Annotated in this window: 21 protein-coding genes and 1 pseudogene; 11 read left to right on the top strand and 11 right to left on the bottom strand. The window is 49.6% G+C overall.

Annotated features, from left to right (window positions below):
• Positions 1-100: 100 nt before the first annotated feature.
• From zinT to LY264_RS14540, 6 genes are all read left to right on the top strand, one after another.
• Entirely contained in the window at positions 101-712 is a 612-nt protein-coding gene (zinT, locus tag LY264_RS14565; RefSeq protein ID WP_240498910.1) for a metal-binding protein ZinT, read from the top strand.
• A gap of 139 nt (positions 713-851) precedes the next feature.
• Positions 852-1490, top strand: a complete 639-nt coding sequence (leuE, locus tag LY264_RS14560) for a leucine efflux protein LeuE (protein ID WP_048227040.1) — start codon at positions 852-854, stop codon at positions 1488-1490.
• Between the two features lie 173 nt (positions 1491-1663).
• Positions 1664-2026, top strand: a complete 363-nt coding sequence (gene yeaR, locus LY264_RS14555) for a DUF1971 domain-containing protein YeaR (protein ID WP_003030735.1) — start codon at positions 1664-1666, stop codon at positions 2024-2026.
• Positions 2027-2029: 3 nt separating this feature from the next.
• Entirely contained in the window at positions 2030-2212 is a 183-nt protein-coding gene (locus LY264_RS14550; protein WP_003832433.1) for a DUF1869 domain-containing protein, read from the top strand.
• Positions 2213-2573: 361 nt separating this feature from the next.
• On the top strand, positions 2574-3605 hold the full coding sequence (locus LY264_RS14545; RefSeq protein WP_001395480.1) for an IS630-like element ISEc33 family transposase: 1032 nt from the start codon (positions 2574-2576) through the stop codon (positions 3603-3605).
• Positions 3586-4230 carry a hypothetical protein gene (locus LY264_RS14540; RefSeq protein ID WP_249457343.1) on the top strand — a complete coding sequence of 215 codons (645 nt, stop codon included), beginning with the start codon at positions 3586-3588 and terminating at the stop codon, positions 4228-4230. The genes LY264_RS14545 and LY264_RS14540 overlap by 20 nt, the downstream gene beginning before the upstream one ends.
• A gap of 52 nt (positions 4231-4282) precedes the next feature.
• Here LY264_RS14540 and fdhF read toward each other — a convergent pair whose 3' ends face one another.
• A complete protein-coding gene (gene fdhF, locus LY264_RS14535; protein ID WP_048226830.1) occupies positions 4283-6430 on the bottom strand; it encodes a formate dehydrogenase subunit alpha in 2148 nt (715 codons plus the stop codon).
• Positions 6431-6792: 362 nt separating this feature from the next.
• Between fdhF and LY264_RS14530 the strand changes: the two genes are divergently transcribed.
• On the top strand, positions 6793-7041 hold the full coding sequence (locus LY264_RS14530; protein WP_042308928.1) for a GlsB/YeaQ/YmgE family stress response membrane protein: 249 nt from the start codon (positions 6793-6795) through the stop codon (positions 7039-7041).
• 48 nt (positions 7042-7089) lie between these two features.
• Here the strand turns inward: LY264_RS14530 and yoaJ are convergent, their stop codons facing one another.
• The 3 genes from yoaJ to LY264_RS14515 are packed head-to-tail and all read right to left on the bottom strand — an operon-like array spanning position 7090 to position 8338.
• The gene (yoaJ, locus tag LY264_RS14525; protein WP_099530266.1) at positions 7090-7164 is read right to left on the bottom strand and encodes a protein YoaJ; all 75 of its coding nucleotides are present in this window, start codon (positions 7162-7164) and stop codon (positions 7090-7092) included.
• 2 nt (positions 7165-7166) lie between these two features.
• Entirely contained in the window at positions 7167-7265 is a 99-nt protein-coding gene (locus LY264_RS14520; RefSeq protein WP_038640017.1) for a YoaK family small membrane protein, read from the bottom strand.
• A 47-nt stretch (positions 7266-7312) separates the two neighbouring features.
• The gene (locus LY264_RS14515) at positions 7313-8338 is read right to left on the bottom strand and encodes a sensor domain-containing diguanylate cyclase (protein ID WP_048226828.1); all 1026 of its coding nucleotides are present in this window, start codon (positions 8336-8338) and stop codon (positions 7313-7315) included.
• Between the two features lie 186 nt (positions 8339-8524).
• On the opposite strand from LY264_RS14515, the gene LY264_RS14510 reads away from it, so the two are divergent.
• A complete protein-coding gene (locus LY264_RS14510; RefSeq protein WP_048226826.1) occupies positions 8525-8776 on the top strand; it encodes a putative hemolysin in 252 nt (83 codons plus the stop codon).
• Positions 8777-8783: 7 nt separating this feature from the next.
• On the opposite strand, the gene LY264_RS14505 is transcribed toward LY264_RS14510, so the two are convergent.
• Positions 8784-9131, bottom strand: coding sequence for a DUF488 domain-containing protein (locus LY264_RS14505; RefSeq protein WP_048226824.1), 348 nt, complete (start codon positions 9129-9131; stop codon positions 8784-8786).
• A gap of 198 nt (positions 9132-9329) precedes the next feature.
• Between LY264_RS14505 and LY264_RS14500 the strand changes: the two genes are divergently transcribed.
• Positions 9330-10037, top strand: a complete 708-nt coding sequence (locus LY264_RS14500) for a CTP synthase C-terminal region-related (seleno)protein (RefSeq protein ID WP_048226822.1) — start codon at positions 9330-9332, stop codon at positions 10035-10037.
• A gap of 37 nt (positions 10038-10074) precedes the next feature.
• Here LY264_RS14500 and LY264_RS14495 read toward each other — a convergent pair whose 3' ends face one another.
• Positions 10075-11262 (bottom strand): CynX/NimT family MFS transporter, encoded by a 1188-nt coding sequence (locus tag LY264_RS14495; protein ID WP_048226820.1) that lies wholly within the window; start codon positions 11260-11262, stop codon positions 10075-10077.
• A gap of 99 nt (positions 11263-11361) precedes the next feature.
• Here LY264_RS14495 and LY264_RS14490 point away from each other — a divergent pair.
• Positions 11362-12154, top strand: a pseudogene (locus LY264_RS14490) (AraC family transcriptional regulator); the annotation flags it as partial.
• Here LY264_RS14490 and LY264_RS14485 read toward each other — a convergent pair.
• The 5 genes from LY264_RS14485 to yeaG form a co-directional block, all read right to left on the bottom strand.
• Positions 12137-12583 (bottom strand): DUF441 domain-containing protein, encoded by a 447-nt coding sequence (locus LY264_RS14485; RefSeq protein ID WP_048226816.1) that lies wholly within the window; start codon positions 12581-12583, stop codon positions 12137-12139. The pseudogene LY264_RS14490 and the gene LY264_RS14485 overlap by 18 nt on opposite strands.
• A 137-nt stretch (positions 12584-12720) precedes the next feature.
• The gene (locus LY264_RS14480; protein ID WP_032943105.1) at positions 12721-13224 is read right to left on the bottom strand and encodes a YbaK/prolyl-tRNA synthetase associated domain-containing protein; all 504 of its coding nucleotides are present in this window, start codon (positions 13222-13224) and stop codon (positions 12721-12723) included.
• Between the two features lie 44 nt (positions 13225-13268).
• The gene (gene dgcJ, locus LY264_RS14475; RefSeq protein WP_048226814.1) at positions 13269-14759 is read right to left on the bottom strand and encodes a diguanylate cyclase DgcJ; all 1491 of its coding nucleotides are present in this window, start codon (positions 14757-14759) and stop codon (positions 13269-13271) included.
• Between the two features lie 154 nt (positions 14760-14913).
• On the bottom strand, positions 14914-16197 hold the full coding sequence (locus LY264_RS14470; protein WP_048226813.1) for a YeaH/YhbH family protein: 1284 nt from the start codon (positions 16195-16197) through the stop codon (positions 14914-14916).
• 121 nt (positions 16198-16318) lie between these two features.
• Positions 16319-18253 carry a protein kinase YeaG gene (yeaG, locus tag LY264_RS14465; RefSeq protein WP_048226810.1) on the bottom strand — a complete coding sequence of 645 codons (1935 nt, stop codon included), beginning with the start codon at positions 18251-18253 and terminating at the stop codon, positions 16319-16321.
• Positions 18254-18686: 433 nt separating this feature from the next.
• On the opposite strand from yeaG, the gene LY264_RS14460 reads away from it, so the two are divergent.
• A complete protein-coding gene (locus tag LY264_RS14460; RefSeq protein ID WP_048227039.1) occupies positions 18687-19433 on the top strand; it encodes a MipA/OmpV family protein in 747 nt (248 codons plus the stop codon).
• Positions 19434-19916: the final 483 nt, after the last annotated feature.

Raw genomic sequence — 19916 nt, 5'->3', positions numbered from 1 at the left:
TTGATTTAAATGTGATGTTATATTATAACATTTTACTCGCAAATGATTTGAGGGTGAAATTTTGGCTATTCGTTTTAAGAAACTGACAATCGCTCTGGGGATGCTTTTAGTCAGTAGTTCGGTTCTGGCGCATGGTCATCATTCCCATGGTGCGCCAATGAGTGAAGCAGAACAAAAGGCGTCGGAAGGGGTATTTGATGATAACCAGGTGCAGAACAGGACGCTGACCGACTGGGATGGCATGTGGCAATCTGTTTATCCGTATCTGGTCAGCGGCGAACTTGACCCAGTATTCAAAAAGAAAGCGGAGAAAGATAAAAGCAAAACGGCAGAACAAATCAAAGCGTATTACCGTACAGGCTATGCAACCAACGTAGACACTATCGGTATTGAAAATGGCGTGATGGAGTTTCATACCGGGAATCAGGTTGCATCATGTAAATACGACTACGCCGGATATAAGATCCTGAATTATAAATCAGGCAAGAAAGGTGTACGGTATCTGTTTGAGTGTAAAGCCGCTGACAGCAAAGCGCCTAAATATGTGCAATTTAGCGATCATATTATCGCTCCGCGTAAATCGAGCCACTTCCATATCTTTATGGGAAATACCTCGCAGGCAGCCTTGCTTGAAGAGATGGAAAACTGGCCTACCTATTACCCTTATCAGTTGAAGGGAGAAGAGGTTGTGGATGAGATGCTGCACCATTAATCCGGGCTAACCTTATCTGTACACACCCGTCACCAGTGGCGGGTTTTTTAATTCATAACCTTCTCTTTCCATCACCCGATGCATTCGTTAGCATATTGTATCGCAGCAAGTGCATGTGTTTTTTCAGGAAGAGGTTAACGTGTTCGCAGAGTATGGAGTTCTGAATTACTGGACGTATCTGGTGGGGGCTATTTTTATCGTGCTGGTACCGGGGCCAAATACGATATTTGTGTTGAAGAACAGCGTCGGTCGGGGAGTGAAGGGGGGTTATCTCGCAGCAAGCGGTGTGTTTATCGGTGATGCCGTGTTGATGTTTTTGGCCTATGCCGGTGTTGCCGCATTGATCAAAACAACGCCCGTTTTGTTCAACATCGTTCGCTATCTTGGCGCGTTTTATCTGCTGTACCTCGGTGCGAAGATCCTGTATGCGACACTGAAATCGAAAGCAAGCGATGCTGCGGCCGAGGAAGTCCCGTTTGGCGCTATTTTTAAGCGTGCATTAATTCTGAGCCTGACGAATCCAAAAGCTATTTTGTTTTATGTTTCGTTCTTCGTGCAGTTTATTGATGTCAATGCACCGCACTCAGGGCTGTCATTCTTTATTTTGGCCATTACGCTTGAAGTAGTGAGCTTTTTCTATCTGAGCTTCCTTATTTTCTCCGGCGCGTTCGTGACGCAGTATATTCGCACGAAGAAAAAACTGGCCAAAGTGGGTAATTCCCTAATCGGCCTGATTTTCGTTGGTTTTGCCGCTCGTCTGGCCACGCTTCAGTCGTGATGCTATCGGCCCGCTGGTTGCGGCGGGCCTTCAATATGACGCTTTGCTTTTCATTTATAATTGTAGGGTTATAACCAATAAATGGTATTTTAAATGTATATTTTGAGGCGTACCCTGTGTACAGCAGCGATTCAATAAGACTCGCTGGTTGTTGACTGGAAAAGGGAAGAAAAATGCTTCAAATTCCACAGAATCATATCCATACACGCTCTACACCTTTCTGGAACAAAGAAACTGCGCCTGCCGGAATTTTCGAACGCCACCTTGATAAAGGAACTCGTGCTGGGGTTTATCCACGACTTTCTGTTATGCAGGGGGCGGTCAAATATCTCGGATACGCCGATGAACACAGTCCGGAACCAGTAGAGGTGATGGTTATTGAAGCCGGTCAGTTTGGCGTTTTTCCGCCGGAAAAATGGCATAACATCGAAGTGATGACCGACGACACTTACTTTAATATCGATTTTTTCGTTGCCCCGGAAGTTCTGATGGAGAGCGCAAATCAACGAAAAGTCGTGCGCACCGGCAAGGAGTAAATCATGGGCAAAGCAACCTATACCGTAACCGTGACTAATAACAGTAACGGTGTTTCTGTTGATTATGAAACAGAAGCGCCGATGACATTACTGGTGCCAGATGTGGCAGCTGAAGTGGTCAAAGACTTGGTCAATACCGTTCGTTCGTACGATACCGAGAATGAGCATGAAGTCTGCGGATGGTAGGCGTTAAATACTCTTACTGATTGAATACACAGAATTTTAATGTACTAACCGCACAGTGTTTTGACGGCGCCGTGCGGTTTTTTTATTTGTGTTGAACGTAGTGATGTCCGAAAAAAGATTTCTTAAGAATACCTTAAGAAATTCGCATTGAATGCTAATTGTCGATCATTCACAGGAGTTATGATCGCAAAATAGTAACAATACAGAACTTCGCGCTTATGAAACTGAATACCCAAATTACATTCCCCACACTTATTCTAAATAGCTGCGCGGAATAGTAGATCACTGAAAGGGAACTCAGCCCGGATTGTGCGATCTGATCAATCGCCAAACCAACCAAAATCACCAACCGGACTGAGCGATGCCGATCATAGTACCAATACCCCGTGGCGAACGACGCCTGATGCAGAAAGCTATTCATAAAACGCGTGATAAAAATCATGCCCGCAGACTCACGGCCATGCTGATGCTTCATCGGGGTGAACGGGTCAGCGATGTTGCCAGAACTCTCTGTTGTGCCCGTTCATCCGTTGGTCGCTGGATTAACTGGTTTACGCACTCAGGTATTGAAGGCCTGAAATCCTTACCCGCAGGGCGCTCCCGACGCTGGCCTTTTGAACATATCTGCACCCTGTTACGTGAGCTGATAAAGCATTCTCCCGGCGATTTTGGTTATCAACGTTCACGCTGGAGCACCGAATTACTGGCAATAAAAATCAATGAGATAACCGGTTGCCAGTTACATGCAGGAACCGTTCGCCGCTGGTTGCCATCTGCGGGGCTTGTATGGCGCAGGGCCGCGCCAACTCTGCGTATCCGTGACCCACATAAAGATGAAAAGATGGCGGTAATCCACAAAGCGCTGGATGAATGCAGCGCAGAGCATCCGGTATTTTATGAAGATGAAGTGGATATCCACCTTAATCCTAAAATCGGTGCGGACTGGCAGTTGCGCGGACAGCAGAAACGGGTAGTGACGCCGGGGCAGAACGAAAAATACTATCTGGCCGGCGCACTGCACAGTGGCACGGGTAAAGTCAGCTACGTGGGCGGCAACAGCAAAAGTTCAGCGCTGTTTATCGCTCTGCTGAAGCACCTGAAAGCCACTTACCGGCGGGCGAAAACAATCACGCTGATCGTTGATAACTACATTATCCATAAAAGCCGCGAAACACAGCGCTGGTTGAAAGCAAATCCCAAGTTCAGGGTAATTTACCAGCCGGTTTACTCGCCGTGGGTGAATCATGTGGAACGGCTATGGCAGGCACTTCATGACACGATAACCCGTAATCATCAGTGCCGCTCAATGTGGCAGTTACTGAAAAAGGTCCGCCATTTTATGGAAACCGCCAGCCCATTCCCCGGAGGAAAACATGGTCAGGCAAAAGTGTAGCGGTATTAGGCGCAGCTATTTAGGACTGGTCATTGTGGCGATCCCGTTCACCGCGAACTGGAATCTTCCGCTGCTTAACGGCACTGTCGTCAGATGGATCGAAAATGGGCAGGCGCTATGGCTACTGTTTGGTGCCGTATTTACCCTTGGCTATATCCGGCCTTTATCACGCCCTGAAGGCGAGAAGCAATTTTGGCTTTGGGCAGCCGTGTGGTGGTTGGTATTGCTGGGGAGAAGCACTAGTTGGGGCCGTGACTATTTCCCGGAGCAGCCTAGACTTCTGTTCAGAGCTATCTCTGTTGTAATGATTTCCATGATTATTCTGCCGGTGCTGTTGTCGAAGCGCTTACGCCTGGATATTGTCCGACGCGTGCGTAATGAACCGCTACCGCTCTGGCTGCTGACGATCACCGCCTGCGCATTTTTGATTTCCGATACGGTAGAGCATCATCGTCTGCTGGCTCCCATCTTCCTGCACAATGTCCAATATGGCGATATGATTGAAGAATTGTACGAACTGCCGTTTATGGCTGGCCTGTTTCTGATGAACCTCGGTTTTATGCAGCGGGATATGCAGGAGGAATCTTCCTCCATCCGCTTCAGTGAACCACACCTGGTAAAGTAATGAGATAAAACCTGAGTCTGGGTATCCAGACTCAGGTGGCGAGGGTGGGGAATTACGCAATGGCCTCACATAAGCGTGATTTCATGTCGCTATACGTTTGCGCCGCATACTTCTCTGCCCATCCCTGATCGGTAATGTGCTCAATATTTACCGCGCAATATTTGGTTTCCGGCGTTTTCGAGATCGGATCAAGGTTATCCTGTGTTAACTCGTTACACGCGCCAATCCACCATTGATAGGTCATATACACTGTTCCGGCATTAATACGCTCGGATACATCCGCACGGCTGATGACCTTGCCTCGGCGCGAGCTTACCCATACCAGGTCACGATGACGGATACCCAGTTTTGCTGCATCATCGGTGTTGATCTGAACATATCCTGGCTCATCTGCCAGCGCCTGTAATGCCGCACAGTTGCCGGTCATGGAGCGGCAGGAGTAGTGTCCGACTTCGCGCACGGTACACAACACCAACGGATAGTTCTCATCAGGGACTTCAGCGGGAGCTCGCCATGGCGCGGCAAACAGTTTGCCTTTGCCATTAGCGGTATCGAACCGGCTGTGTGCGTAAAGATACGGTGTGCCTGGGTGATCGAGATCCGGACAAGGCCACTGAACATGACCCATTTCACCCATTTTCTCATAGGTCACGCCATAGAATAGCGGGCACAGTTCGCGCATCTCATCCCAGATTTGCTGGTTATTTTGGTACTGCATCGGGTAGCCCATTTCGCTGGCCAACAGACTGATAATTTCCCAGTCACGCTTTACATCACCGGTGGGTTCAATCGCTTTCTCGAAACGCTGGAAGCCACGATCGGCGCAGGTAAAGACGCCACCGTGTTCGCCCCATGATGTTGCAGGCAACAGGACGTCGGCCATCTCTGCCGTTTTGGTCATGAAGATATCCTGCACGACGACAAAATCGAGCGCGTTAAATCCTTCCCGGACCAGCCCCAAATCAGCCTCGGTTTGCAGCGGATCCTCTCCCATGATGTAGTAGGCTTTGATTTTGCCTTCAATCGCCAGATGCGGAACTTCGGTGATGCGCGTTCCAACTTTGTCATCCATCTGATTAACGTCAATACCCCAGGCGGTGGCAAATTTCTCCCTGACGGTAAAATCGGTTACGTCCTGATACCCCGGAAACTGGTTAGGCAGCACGCCCATATCACATGCGCCCTGCACGTTATTTTGCCCGCGTACCGGGCCAACGCCGACGTTTGGACGTCCCAGATTCCCGGTCAGTAAGGCCAGGCTCGACAGCCCACGGACAACGTCAACGGCCTGGCCAAACTGCGTGACGCCCATTCCCCACATCACGGTTGCCGATGGCGCAGCCGCAAATGTACGCATCGCCTGACGAACCTGTTGTGCAGCGACGCCGGTTAAATGTTCTACAGCTTCGGGGGCATAGTCCTTAACGGTTTCCCAGTATGTTTCCAGACCTTCGGCATGCTTATGCACGTACTCGCGATCGTAAAGCTGCTCTTCAATAAGCACATGACCAAAGGCGTTGACTAATGCCATGTTGCAACCATTTTTTAACTGCAAATGCTGATCGGCAATACGAGCGGTTTCAATACGGCGAGGGTCGCAAACAATGATTTTCGCGCCGTTCTGGCGAGCTTTAATTACCCGACGGGCCACAATGGGGTGTGAGTCCGCGCAGTTATAACCAAAGATGAGCAGGCATTTTGAGTTTTCAATGTCGCTGATGGAGTTGCTCATTGCGCCATTGCCCAGCGTTTCCTGCAGACCGGCAACGGAAGGGCCGTGACAGACGCGGGCACAGCAATCGACATTGTTGGTGTTGAGCACCCCACGGGCGAATTTTTGCATTACGTAGTTGGTCTCATTCCCTGTTCCCCGGGAGGAGCCTGTCGTCATAATGGCGCGAGGACCATAGGCGTTTTTTATTTCAGATAAGCGTTTAGCGGTGTAACGAATGGCTTCATCCCAGCTAACGGGAGTGAATTTTCCACCTTTTTCATAACGGATCATCGGGCGAGTCAGACGGGGAGTCAGAAGACGGGTGTCGTTCAGAAAGTCCCAACCATAGTAGCCTTTCAGGCATAACTGATTTTGGTTCGTTACACCCTCAGCGGCTTCGGCGCGGATGATTTTGTTATTTTCAACAACAAGCTTGAGCTTGCACCCGGCCCCACAGTATGGGCATACACTGGTGATTTTTTTCATCAATAACAGACCTGTTAAATGCTGAAATAGCGCGAATTGTAGACGGAGCCACGCGAATCGGTATCACGGGCCACGATTTGTCGTAGCGACGGGCTGTCAAAGCATAAAGCATGCCAAAGATGAAAACCCAGTATTGGCAGGGGTAACTGCCCAAGGAGCAGAGGGAAATGACTGTCGATTCGTCACTATTGACGAGAAGCGTCAAAAACATCACCGTCTTGACGTTGGCTTAACTCTATGAAACATCAGAAAAAGATGAAAATTACAGGTGATACCGATCACAAATTTTAATTTTTCAGCGCTATGCTATGCTTTTATACAACGAGTCAATCGTTAACCTAAAAACATAAGTGAGGAAAATAATGGGCATTCTTTCATGGGTAATTTTCGGTCTTATCGCGGGGATTTTGGCAAAATGGATTATGCCGGGTAAAGATGGCGGCGGATTCTTTATGACCATTATCTTAGGGGTCGTTGGTGCGGTGGTTGGCGGCTGGATCAGTACCTTCTTTGGCTTTGGTAAAGTTGATGGCTTCAACTTCGGCAGTTTCGTCGTAGCGGTTATCGGTGCAATCGTGGTGTTGTTTATCTACAGAAAGATCAAAAGTTAACTCATTATACAGAGATGAAAGGCCACTGAAGTGTGGCCTTTTTATTGGTTACCACCAGCCTAGTTCCGTACCCAGAACTACGATGATCGCCACGCCAATCATAATGAGCGTTGTTTTTTTCATCGTTATGCACCCGGCGCAGCGTAGCCGCCAACAAAAAACCAGGATAAGAAAACGACAGCGGAAATAAAAATGATGACGGGGAAAATAATACCGAGTCGCATAGGATTATCTGCCAGAGTTATTTAAAGACGAGCCAGCATAACAGGGCTTAATGTACGACAAAAGTGGTTTTAGCCTGCCGCTTTTTATCTTTGTACATAGCGCTGTCTGCCATGTGGAGCGCACAGTTTACATCGGTCTCATGCGGATCAATTTCCACCACGCCCAGACTGGCTCCAGGATAAAACAGATGGACGCTGCCCAAGTGATAGTCGCCACAAATTCGCTGTTGCAGCTGATGTTTCACCTTTTGCAGGCGCCCGCACCGATCGCTTTCACTTTCCGGCGACAGGCTAACGACTAAAAATTCATCACCACCCAGTCGACCGAGAATATCATTATCGCTACATTCGTGGAGCAGGCGCTGTCCGATCTGGATCAGGAACTGGTCGCCAACCTCATGACCAAAGCGGTCATTAATCAGTTTGAAATCATCCAAATCGATATAGGCAACGACGACCTTCTGCCGAAGATGTCGGGCAAGCGAAAATAGGGTTTCAACATTTTCAAAAATCGAGCGTCGGTTCGGTAACCCGGTCAGCGCATCGGTGTAGGAATGAGCAATCAGCGCGGCGTTGGCTTCGCGTAACTGAGCGACCAGCGACTCTTTTTGAATAGACTGGGCGATCAGGCCCGCAAACAGATGCAGCACTTGTTCACCTCGCTCGCTCAATGCCTGCTGGCGGCGACTGGTGGCGCAGAGCGTACCGTAAAACGTTCCATCCGGAAGATGAACAGGCGTGCTCAAAAATGTGGTGATTTCCAGCGCGCGGGCTGCACTGCATTCCGGCCAGCGTGCGGGCACGTTGTCGCTGTACAGACAGTTATCCTCGATGGCACGTTTGCATAACGTCTCATCCCACGGGACGGACAGCCCTTCCGGGATCTGCATTTGTTTGCTATTGCGCGCGTACAAAATATGCTGCAGACGAGCATCTAAATCGACCTTGGTTAAATAGGTTGATTCCATCTCTGTCACCACCTCAAGCATCTCCAGAAGTTGCCGGACCAGACTCTCAACAGACTGCTCCGTGGCTAAGGATTGCGAGACTCTGGCGAGGATCATGTCCGACATGAGGTGTAAATACTCCTGAGTAATGACAAGGCTGGCGTTGCCCGCATGATAGAACATCATGGTGAAAGATGAAACACGCTATCCAGCGCAGAATGTGAACATAAAATGGATAGTTAGCAGGAAAACATGGAGATAGGTGGAAAGTCAGGGTAACCTGCCAGGATAAGGTTTTTAACAGGAGTAGATATGAAACTGGCGTCTGTTGTTTTGCCCGCCATGCTGGTGTTGGCAGGATGTAGTACCCCACAACCAGAAGCGCCAATGCCACCGAAAATTGGCATGGCGAATCCGGCATCGGTGTATTGCGAACAAAAGGGCGGCTCGCTGATCGCGGTGCAGACTCCGCAAGGGGTAAGGTCTGACTGCAAACTCCCCGGAGGGGAAGCGATCGATGAATGGGAACTCTGGCGTAGAGATCATCCGGCAGCGGGGAAGTGATCCGCTGTTAGTATTGACGTAGCCACTCAGCCAGCACCAGCGCGTGGTTTTGCTGAGTATTCTTCGCCGCATACAGTAGCGTTAAGGTTTGCTGCCGGGCAATCTCTGCGAGACGCTTTCCTTCCTGCTGCTGTTCGGCCAGTTCGCTACGATACTGCTGGGAGAAGTGCGCAAAATCAATCAGTTCTGCGTGGAATGCTTTACGTAAATCTGATGACGGCGTCAGCGCTTTATTCCATTCATCGAAAGCAAGGTCGGTCTTTTTTATCCCACGTGGCCACAACCGGTCGACCAGGACGCGATAACCATCGCTTGTTTCTGCCGGCTCATACACGCGTTTACACTGAATATTCATCTCTTCATCCGCTCTGTTAAGCTGCCGCTTTGGTATTTAGCATCATTTCTATTACGGTTAAATAAGATCTTAAAACGTGACCATTATAGCATTTTGCCAGCCCGGACTCCCAATTTAAGGGATTGTGATACCGATGAAAAGTCGGTAGGCTGAGGCTCCTTATGTTGTCCCTCATTGTCTGGACATAAGGAAAGCTTAATGGACATTTCCCCGATAAAAGATACGCTTCGCATTGCGCTGGTGGGCGATTACAACCCCGAGATTGTGGCGCACCAGGCGATTCCCCTTGCTATTGATGATGCTGCTGCCGTGCTGGAGTTGGTAGCTGATTATGACTGGCTAACCACTTCTGATATCAATAGCAGCGAAGATCTGATTGGCTATGATGCCATCTGGGTCGTGCCAGGCAGCCCCTATCGTCACCCGGAAGGGGCGCTGATCGCGATACGCTATGCACGCGAAAACAGCATTCCATTTTTAGGCACCTGTGGTGGTTTCCAACACGCCATACTGGAGTATGCCCGTAACGTGCTGGGCTGGAGCGATGCCGCACATGCAGAAACGGATACCACAGGGCGAATGGTGATCGCGCCGTTGACCTGCTCGTTGGTAGAAAAAACAGACGATATTGAGCTACGGGCCAATACGCTGATTGCGAAAGCCTACGGACGCGATGCTATCTCGGAGGGGTATCACTGCAACTATGGTGTGGCGGACGCTTTTGCTGCCGAGCTTGAGAGCGGCGATCTCCGGGTGACCGGTTGGGATGATGCCGGGGATATCCGCGCCATTGAGTTGGTAACGCATCCTTTTTTTGTTGGCACACTCTTTCAGCATGAACGTGGCGCGCTGGCGGGAAAACCCGTGCCGTTAGTCCAGGCGATGCTCCGCGCCGCACGGGGATAAAATGCCGGGCAGGCGGTTAGCTCACCTGCCCGCAACATTATGCGTTGGCGATCTCCCGATCGCGCCCCGCGCACAGACCAAACACGGACATCAGCATCGCTAACACGGCGACACCCGCTAATGGAATCAACCAGCTACCGTTGAGGTCGTGAATTTTACCCATCAACGGTGGCCCGCAGGCGGCCAGTAAATACCCGACAGACTGCGCCATTCCGGACAACGCCGCGGCCTGATGTGCAGAGCTTGCGCGCAGGCCAATGAAGGTCAAGCCGAGGATCATGGTCGCACCTGAGCCAAAGCCAAACAGAATGGTCCATAGCAAAGCCTGGTTGGGCATTATGGCGAATCCCGCCGCGCCAACGGCGCACATTATCGAAACCAGGGCGGCGATGGCTCGCTGATCCTTGAATCTGTACAGGACGAGGGGGATCAATAACCCTGGCGCGGCGGTCGCCAGTTGCAGTAAACCGTGCAACGAACCGGCCTGCGCCTCGCTGTAGCCGTGGCTGATTAAAATAGCCGGTAGCCAGCCGATGATCACATAGTAGATAAGAGAATTGATCCCCAGAAACAGGGTCACCTGCCAGGCGAGGCTGGAGCGCCAGATAGCACGGGAATGTAATGCGCGTGAGTTACTCAGGCTGGCATTTCCTGTCTGACGGCATTGGGGTAACCAGATAACCAACGCCAGCAGTGGAAAAACCATCAGTACCATCAAAGCGCCGCGCCAGCCAAATCCATTTAACGCCAGCGGAACAACCATGGCTGAACCCAGCGCCGCCGCTGCGCCCATGGTCAGCGAGTAAGCGCCAGTCAGTTTTGCCACATGCTGGGCATAATCACGCTTAATTAGCCCCGGCAACAGCACATTTCCCAGGGCGATTCCGCACCCGATGATGGCGGTGCCGCTAAACAGCAATCCCGGTGAGGGCAGTGAGCGTATCGTAATACCGGCGCAAATCAGCAGCATAGCGGCAAACAGGCTGCGTTCGATGCCCCAGCGGCGCGCAACGGCTGCGGCCAGAGGTGATACCAGCGCGAAGGCCAGCAGCGGAAGGGTAGTCAACAGTCCCGTCTGGGCGGTACTCAGACCGTAGTCGGCGCGAATGGCATCTAACAGCGGGGCGGCGCCGGTAAAGGTAACGCGCAGCGTGGTGGCAATCATCAGGATACCCGCGATCAGCAAAGCAGCGTTTTTACCGCGGGAGGAAGGCGTATTTATCATTTTTTTCTCATATTGTCAGGCGAGGCGATACCTTAGCGTTTTTACTCCATGAGTGAATCAAGCTAAAATGACAGTTTATCGCTAAAATCGGACATTTTTATGTTAGGACTGAGGCTGGATGGATACGAACCCGATCTTCACCACGATGCGGCGGTGGCGTTTTGTATTCAGGCCCGGGAAGATGAACTTTTCAGTCCGTTGCATCAGCACCGTAAAGGCCAGTTGATTCTGGCATTGCATGGCGCGATCACCTGTGAGGTTGAGAATGCTATGTGGATGGTGCCCCCGCAATATGCGGTGTGGATCCCCGGTGAAATTCCACACAGCAACCACGTTACCGTTGGCGCGCAATTGTGCTTTTTGTTTATTGAGCCGCAGGCCGTCGTGATGCCCGATCGTTGTTGCACGCTGAAAATTGCTCCGTTGTGCCGGGAGCTTATTCTGGCGCTGGCATCTAAAACGGATGCCCAACGGCTGGAGCCGGCAACCCAGCGGCTGACGCAAGTGTTGTTTGATGAACTGCCGCAGCAACCCCAGGAGCAAATGCAGTTACCGGTTTCCGATCACCCGAAAATTCGCAGAATGGTCGCAACGATGGCGAGAGAGCCTGCACAATGGCAGACGTTGGGACAATGGGCCAGCGTATTTGCGATGAGTGAACGTAACCTTGCTCGCCTGGTCGTCAAAGAAACGGGGTTGAGTTTTCGCCGCTGGCGTCACCAGCTCCAGCTGATTCTGGCGCTGCAGGCGTTAATTGATGGTCGCAATGTACAACAGGTCGCGCAAATGCTCGGGTACGATTCGACCACGGCATTTATCACTATGTTCAAAAAAGGCCTGGGACAGACACCAGGCCGTTATCTGAACGGGCTGGCTACTGCTTCCCAATAATCAACGAGACCAGACCTGCCGCAATAAGCGGCCCCACCGGCACACCGCGAAACAGCGCCACGCCCAGTACCGTGCCTACCAGTAATCCGGCAACAAGCTGGGGCTGGCTGCCCATTAGCGTAACGCCGCGTCCGCCAAGCCAGGAGACAAATACCCCTATGGCAATAGCAACCAGTGATTTCCAGTTCACAAAGGAGTGGATGAGCGTGGAGGGCGGTAGCGTTCCGCTGGCGATCGGTGCCATGACACCAATGGTCAGAATGATAATCCCGACGGTCAGGCCCTGTTTTTCAATCCAGGGAAAGAAGGTATTCAGAGGAGTAACACGGACTATAATCAGCACCAGAATTGAAACAGCGACAGTGGTGTTGTGGCTGACAAAGCCCAGAGCTGCCAGTCCGAGCAGGATCAGCAGAGTGACATCAAACATCGTAGTTTCCTTGCCAAAAGAAAAAATAAGCCTGCTTACTGTACGCGTAAATGCGTGACGGAACAGGCTTTTTTTAATGATTATGATTTTTTTGGGCTAACGCACGAAGCGATGTTTTTTACTGCTAACTTGTGCAGTTATTGTTCTCTGCGGAACGGGATTAATTCTGGTTGCGCGATGCGCAGGTAATCTGCGGTATCCATGATCACGGATTTTTCCAGCATTCCGGCATTGAACGCAATTTCATTAAAACGCTCAAACAACAGCGGGTCGGCGACCAGCTTGAGGTTCGGATGAAAACTAAACGGTGGGATAGCACCAAATACGCAGCCAGTCAGTTCATCTACCTCCGCCGGGCTGGCAAGTGACGCTCTCAACCCGCCAATATGGCTGGCCAACAGGCTCAGGTCGGCCTGCTGATCGGCAGAGAGGATCGCCAGAACATGCTGATTGACGCCGTTGCCTTTTACTTTGCAGACCAGCGCTTTTGCACCCTGACCCAGTGCGGTACCGCGAATTTCAGAGACAGCTTCACATTTGCCTACGGCTTCATGGCTGACTACGCGGTAGGTCGCACCGTGTTCTGACAACAGGGAGATTAAACGCTGGTGCGTTGCGTTACCTTTGTTTACTTCCGTCATGACTTACTCCTGGTACAACAATGAAAATCCTGTCAGAAAAATAATTACGCATCGGTGCGTTTTTTCTGTTTGTTCAGGTAGAGCTGTGCATCAGATGCTTTATAGGCATCATCAATGGTGTCGTTTGGCTGCATATTATAAATCCCGACAGAGAAGCTGATTGATCTATCTTGCGCAATAATTTGTAAGTTATAGCGAATCCTCTCCAGCAGGCGGGGCGTTAATTCACTGGGGTGATCGATGAGGATAATGCAAAACTCATCGCCACCGAGGCGGATGGCATAGTCACTTTTGCGAATGGACGTTTGAATAGCTTTGGCCAGGAGGGTGATAATGCGATCGCCTTCCTTATGCCCCAATGTGTCATTAATAACTTTTAGCTTATCGCAATCAATGGCGATAAAGGTTACGAGGGTTCCCGTGTTGACCAACTGCTGCAAACGCTGTTCGAGCATCGGTGTTAAAATTTTACGGTTATAGAGCCCGGTCATCGCATCGCTGATATTTTCCCGCGTGACGTTGTGATACAACCGAAAATGTGTTCTGACCATATTCAGCAGCAATATCGTTGCCAGAAGATAAAAGGCGAATATTTTCCACGATGAAACGATAAAGTACATAAAATCAAGCGATAACGTGACGCGTATGCCGCCAGGGATGTCCTTCTCGTAGTGAACGTAGCGGAATAGATTGGTCTCACTTTGGTGAACAATAATCTCTTTACCTGAGCTAATATCCGAGAGCGTCACGTTAAGAAAACGCCAGACGAGAGGGCGATCGCTGGTATAAAAGATATTTTTTAAATTTTCTTTGTTAATATCGACCATCACCACGCCTTTTAGTTTACCGGCAGAGTAGACCGGCGTTAAAAAGCTCATCACCTTTTTCTCGGTCAGGTTATCCTCATAAATACTGGAGATCACCGTACGACCCGTAAAAATACCGTCAATATCATTCTGGTCGATTCCCAGCGTGCCTTTTTGCAAAAACGTCCAGTTGTGTATCGCAAATTTCCGTGAGTCGATCAGATCATAGAAATAGACGTAGTTATTTTTCAGATCGACGTAGTAGCGAAATTTATATTCCAGCGTCCCTAATCCCTGACCGTAATCTTTTTGTAGGCGATTGACGTTCACCGCCCGGTCAAAAGAGGGTAACAGGAATACGTCTTCAAGTTGGCCGCTACATTTCGTTGAGGTGGTCTGCAACGTACCGTGTAATGGCAGGTAATTATGTGTTGTGAGATTGAGACCATGTGTACCGTTAACGCTGTCGAAAGCATCGCAGAACGCTTTTTGTTGTTCGACAGATGCGGGTTCCTTAGGGGATGAAAAGGTGCGCATCAGATGGGCTGCAATACTCTGATTGGTGTACTTATCATAGAGAAAAGAGGAGTCGGCTTTCTCATTGATATAACGCATATAGGCATTCATTGCCTTATCGCTGGCAATGAGTTCATAAACCAAAAAAGAAGATGTCAAAACAATAACGCTGACTGAGATAAAGAGCCTGAGCGCTTTATGATGCAACTTCATAATGAATTACAGCCCATAGGTTAGAGATGCGATTTTACCACATGCTCCACATTCGCTCTAACGAAGCGGCGGGATAAACCATTGCAAAATGTCACGATCATGATACAGGGTAATGTAATCAGCCGAAGCCGAAGCCTCGGCTGAAAGTGGTCGCTTAATTATTGCTGGTTGTACTTTGCTTATGAAACAGTTCGCGGAATACCGGATAAATGTCATCCTGATCGCGAATATGCTGCATCGCAAAGTTTTCAAAGGTTGATTGCAGATGTTCGTATTCACGCCACAAGGTCTGGTGCGCGCGGCGGGTAATTTCGATATAGCTGTAATATCGTACTACCGGCAACAGTTTTTTCGCCAGAATCTCATGACACAACGGTGAGTCATCCGCCCAGTTATCACCATCCGACGCCTGTGCGGCATAGATATTCCACTGGGCAGGGTTGTAGCGCTCTTTCACCACTTCATCCATTAACTTCAGCGCGCTGGAGACAATGGTTCCCCCGGTTTCCTGAGAGTAGAAGAATTCATGCTCATCTACCTCTTTCGCCTGGGTGTGGTGGCGAATATAAACCACTTCCACGTTCTTATAGGTGCGGCTTAAGAACAGATACAGCAGAATATAAAAACGCTTTGCCATATCTTTGGTCGACTGATCCATCGAGCCGGAGACGTCCATCAGACAGAACATCACCGCCTGGCTGGAAGGATCGGGCCGTTTTTCATAATTCTTGTAGCGTAAGTCAAAGGTGTCGATAAACGGCACACGTTCGATTTTTGCCCGTAGTTCGGCAATTTCTTTGCGTAACCGTTCTTCTTCCAGCAATTGAGCGGGTTCACTTTTCGCGATGGTCTCCAGATCCGCTTCGAGCGCATGCAGTTCGCGACGCTTACCTGCCGTCATTGCCGTGCGGCGCGCCAGTGAATTTTGCAGGGAGCGCACCACGCTGATGTTGGCCGGCACACCGTTAGAGGTAAAACCTGCCCGGTGCGTTTTGTACTCCGTTAGCTGACGCTGCTGATTTTGCTTGAGGTTTGGCAGGGCTAAATCTTCGAAAAGCAGATCGAGATATTCATCTTTAGAAATCTGGAAGACGAATTCATCCTGACCCTCGCCATCCTGGCTCGCCTGGCCTTGTCCGCTTCCCGAACCGCCGCCTCCGCCCTGTGGACGTTCAATACGGTCATTCTGCACAAAATGGTCATTACCCGGATGCACGCGATGGCGCAGGCCACCACGTCCCTGATGAAACATTGGTTCGCTAATATCATCAGTCGGAATAGAGACAGATTCGCCGCTATCCACATCAGTCACCGAACGCTTGTTAATGGCCTCGGAGATCGACTGTTTAATTTGCGATTTATAACGGCGTAAGAAGCGCTGGCGGTTTACCGTGCTCTTGTTTTTGCCGTTAAGACGCCGGTCAATAAACCAGGTCATAAGCCCCCCGTACTGCCAACTGTTCGCCATGTCTGTAAGTGCCGGATGGCGCTGGCGCTATCCGGCCTACGGAACATTGTTTTGCAAGCCCGGTAAGCGCATGCGCCACCGGGCACTTGTGTTAAGACGATTTACGTACGCGCAAATACCATTCGCACAGTAAACGCACCTGTTTACGCGTGTAGCCTTTTTCCATCATACGGTCGACGAAATCGTCGTGTTTTTTCTGCTCGTCAGTCGAGGTTTTAGCATTGAACGAAATGACCGGCAGCAGCTCCTCGGTATTGGAGAACATTTTCTTCTCAATAACCGTGCGCAGTTTTTCGTAACTGGTCCAGTTTGGATTGCGACCGCTGTTATTCGCTCTGGCACGCAGAACAAAGTTGACGATTTCGTTACGGAAATCTTTCGGGTTACTGATACCCGCCGGCTTCTCAATTTTCTCCAGTTCTGAGTTCAGTGACTCGCGGTCAAACAGCTGACCGGTATCCGGGTCGCGATACTCCTGATCCTGAATCCAGAAATCCGCATAAGTGACATAACGGTCGAAAATGTTCTGTCCGTATTCGGAATAGGATTCGAGATAAGCCGTCTGAATCTCTTTGCCAATAAATTCAGCATATTTAGGGATCAGATAGCCTTTCAGGAACTCAAGATAACGTTCTGCCATTTCCTGCGGGAACTGTTCACGTTCGATTTGCTGCTCCAGTACGTAAAATAGATGTACCGGGTTAGCAGCCACTTCGGCATGGTCAAAGTTAAAGACGCGAGAGAGGATCTTAAACGCGAAACGCGTGGACAGACCGTTCATACCCTCATCGACCCCGGCGTAATCCCGATACTCCTGATAGGATTTCGCTTTTGGATCGGTATCTTTCAGACTTTCTCCATCGTAAACGCGCATCTTCGAGTAAATGCTTGAGTTCTCAGGTTCTTTCAGGCGAGAAAGAATGGTAAAGCGAGAGAGCGTTTCCAGCGTGCCCGGTGCGCAAGGCGCATGGGTCAGCTCACTGTGGTTAAGCAGTTTTTCGTAAATTTTGATCTCTTCAGAGATACGCAGGCAATAAGGCACTTTGACGATGTAAACACGGTCAAGGAACGCCTCATTATTTTTGTTATTACGGAACGTTACCCATTCGGACTCGTTCGAGTGGGCAAGAATAATCCCGTTAAACGGCAGGGCAGAGATACCTTCTGTCCCGTTGTAGTTTCCTTCCTGGGTGGCGGTCAGCAGAGGATGCAGCACTTTAATCGGTGCTTTAAACATCTCAACGAACTCCATAATCCCCTGGTTTGAGCGGCACAGTGCACCCGAATAACCGTAGGCATCAGGATCGTTCTGGGCGTGGTGTTCGAGTTTACGAATATCCACTTTCCCGACCAGCGCAGAAATATCCTGGTTGTTTTCATCACCAGGCTCCGTTTTGGCGATTGCGATCTGCTCCAGAATAGACGGCCAGACTTTGACGACGCGGAATTTTGTAATGTCCCCGCCAAAATCGTGCAGACGTTTCGCAGCCCAGGGCGACATGATCGTACCGAGATAGCGACGCGGGATCCCATACTCTTTTTCCAGGATCTGCGCGTCTTCCTGCGGATTAAACAGGCATAACGGATGATCGTTGACCGGGCTACGTTCGCCATTGGCACTCAGGACATAAATCGGTACTCTCTGCATCAGCGACTTCAGCCGCTCAGCAAGAGATGATTTCCCCCCTCCCACAGGCCCCAGCAGATACAGAATCTGCTTCTTCTCTTCCAGACCCTGAGCCGCATGTTTCAAATAAGAAACAATTTGCTCAATGGCGTCTTCCATGCCGTAAAACTCTTCAAAGGCGGGATAGCGTGCAATTACCCGATTCGAAAAGAGTCGAGATAGTCGAGGTTCGTGGGCAGTGTCGACCATGACAGGCTCACCAATAGCCATTAATAGCCGCTCTGCCGCGTTGGCATAAGCACTGCGATCTTGCCGACAAGTGGTAAGAAACTCCTGCAGCGTGAACTCTTCGTCCTTGGCAGCTTCATAACGCTGGCGATAGTGATCGAATATATTCATGGTATGCCGTCCTTTCGTTTTTTAGCACATGTTAAGAGCCGTTCATATGAATAGTAGAGGCCCCTGAAGAGGTAAACTGAACGACGTCGCTGCTGAAGAAATAAGCAACTCTCATGCCATTTTAGTGGCCAGGAGATCAACGTATTCGGTGATACACCTTCTAAAATTAAGCGTAGATGGCATTTGCAAAACTTGCCTGTGTGCGCAAATGAATTTCAATGGCATATCAATAACTCATCAGCAAAAAAAGCACATCTTATGTAAAGAATTGGAGCGGGATTCATGCGGTGTTCATCGTCCTGCAAGCAAAATGTCATCACTCGCTGAGAAATTAGGGGGTTACATTCTGGGGCGAATACGTAAAATAGTTGGGCTGAAGCGTATTGGCGGTTACACTTTGACCGCTACACATTTGAATAAGGAATTATGGATTGTGACCAAACTCAAACTTCTGGCACTTGGCGTCCTTGCCGCAACCGCAGTTAGCACCGCACAGGCGGAAAGTCAGTGGACTGTTGGCGCGGGTGTCGGCGTGATTAACAGCCCGTACAAACAGTATGACCGCGATGTTTACCCTGTTCCGGTTGTCACCTATGAAGGCGATAATGTCTGGTTCCACGGCTTGGGGGGCGGTTACTATTTGTGGAATGACACGACAGATAAGCTTTCCATCATGGCGTACTATGATCCGACACACTTCAAGCCGGGTGATAGCGATAGCCATGCTTTGCGCCAACTCGACAAGCGTAAAAGCAGCTTGATGGCTGGCCTCTCGTATGTACATAACACCCAGTATGGTTTCCTGCGTACTGCACTGGCGGGGGATACTCTGGATAACAGCAACGGCTTTATCTGGGATCTGGCCTGGCTCTACCGTTACACCAATGGTGGGCTGACTCTGACGCCGGGTATCGGTGTGCAGTACAGCAGCGAAAACTACAACGACTATTATTATGGCGTGTCCAATCACGAGTCTCGCCGCAGTGGTCTGAAAAGCTACAACGCTGACGATGGATGGGATCCGTACCTGGAGTTGACCGCGAGCTATAACTTCCTTGGCAACTGGAACGTATACGGCACTGGCCGTTATGTGCGTTTGAGTGATGAAGTGAAAGACAGCCCGATGGTCGATAAGTCCTGGTCTGGCATCTTCTCGGTGGGTGTAACCTACAAGTTCTGATGCTACTGCGCGTCAAACACTAGCCCGCATCAGTGCGGGCTTTTTTGTGCGCTACTGATATGAATATTGATCTAAAACATGAGATTTCATCTTTTGTGCTGATTTGACATTCTGTCAGGCTACAACGAATTTTTAACGTATTATTCCTGTCGCTGTTACGAAAAATAAACCTCTCATTTTACTAGCCTGGTATCTATTATTTTTTTGCATGAGGTAATATCGCCATGCCTTAATGATTTATTGTTCTGGATTGTCGTTTTCTGGGGTCATAATTTATTGATAATACGGTATTTTATTGTGTCGCGATACGCGAGCTATTTATTCTCAAGTGGCGTAAAGATAACTGATAACTATTTTGGCTTATTTTGAATGTTAACTTTCAGGTGAAAAAAATAAAAATTAATCATTTGTTTTTATTTTACATCCTTTAGGTATTTGTCTGAAAAAATTAAAATTGACATTAAATATCCTATTGCCGATATT

Origin of the sequence: Citrobacter portucalensis, from assembly GCF_023374935.1 — a bacterium.
GTDB lineage: Bacteria > Pseudomonadota > Gammaproteobacteria > Enterobacterales > Enterobacteriaceae > Citrobacter > Citrobacter portucalensis.
The sequence above is the reverse complement of the archived record's forward strand: the minus strand, read 5'-3'. Positions and strand labels throughout refer to the sequence as shown.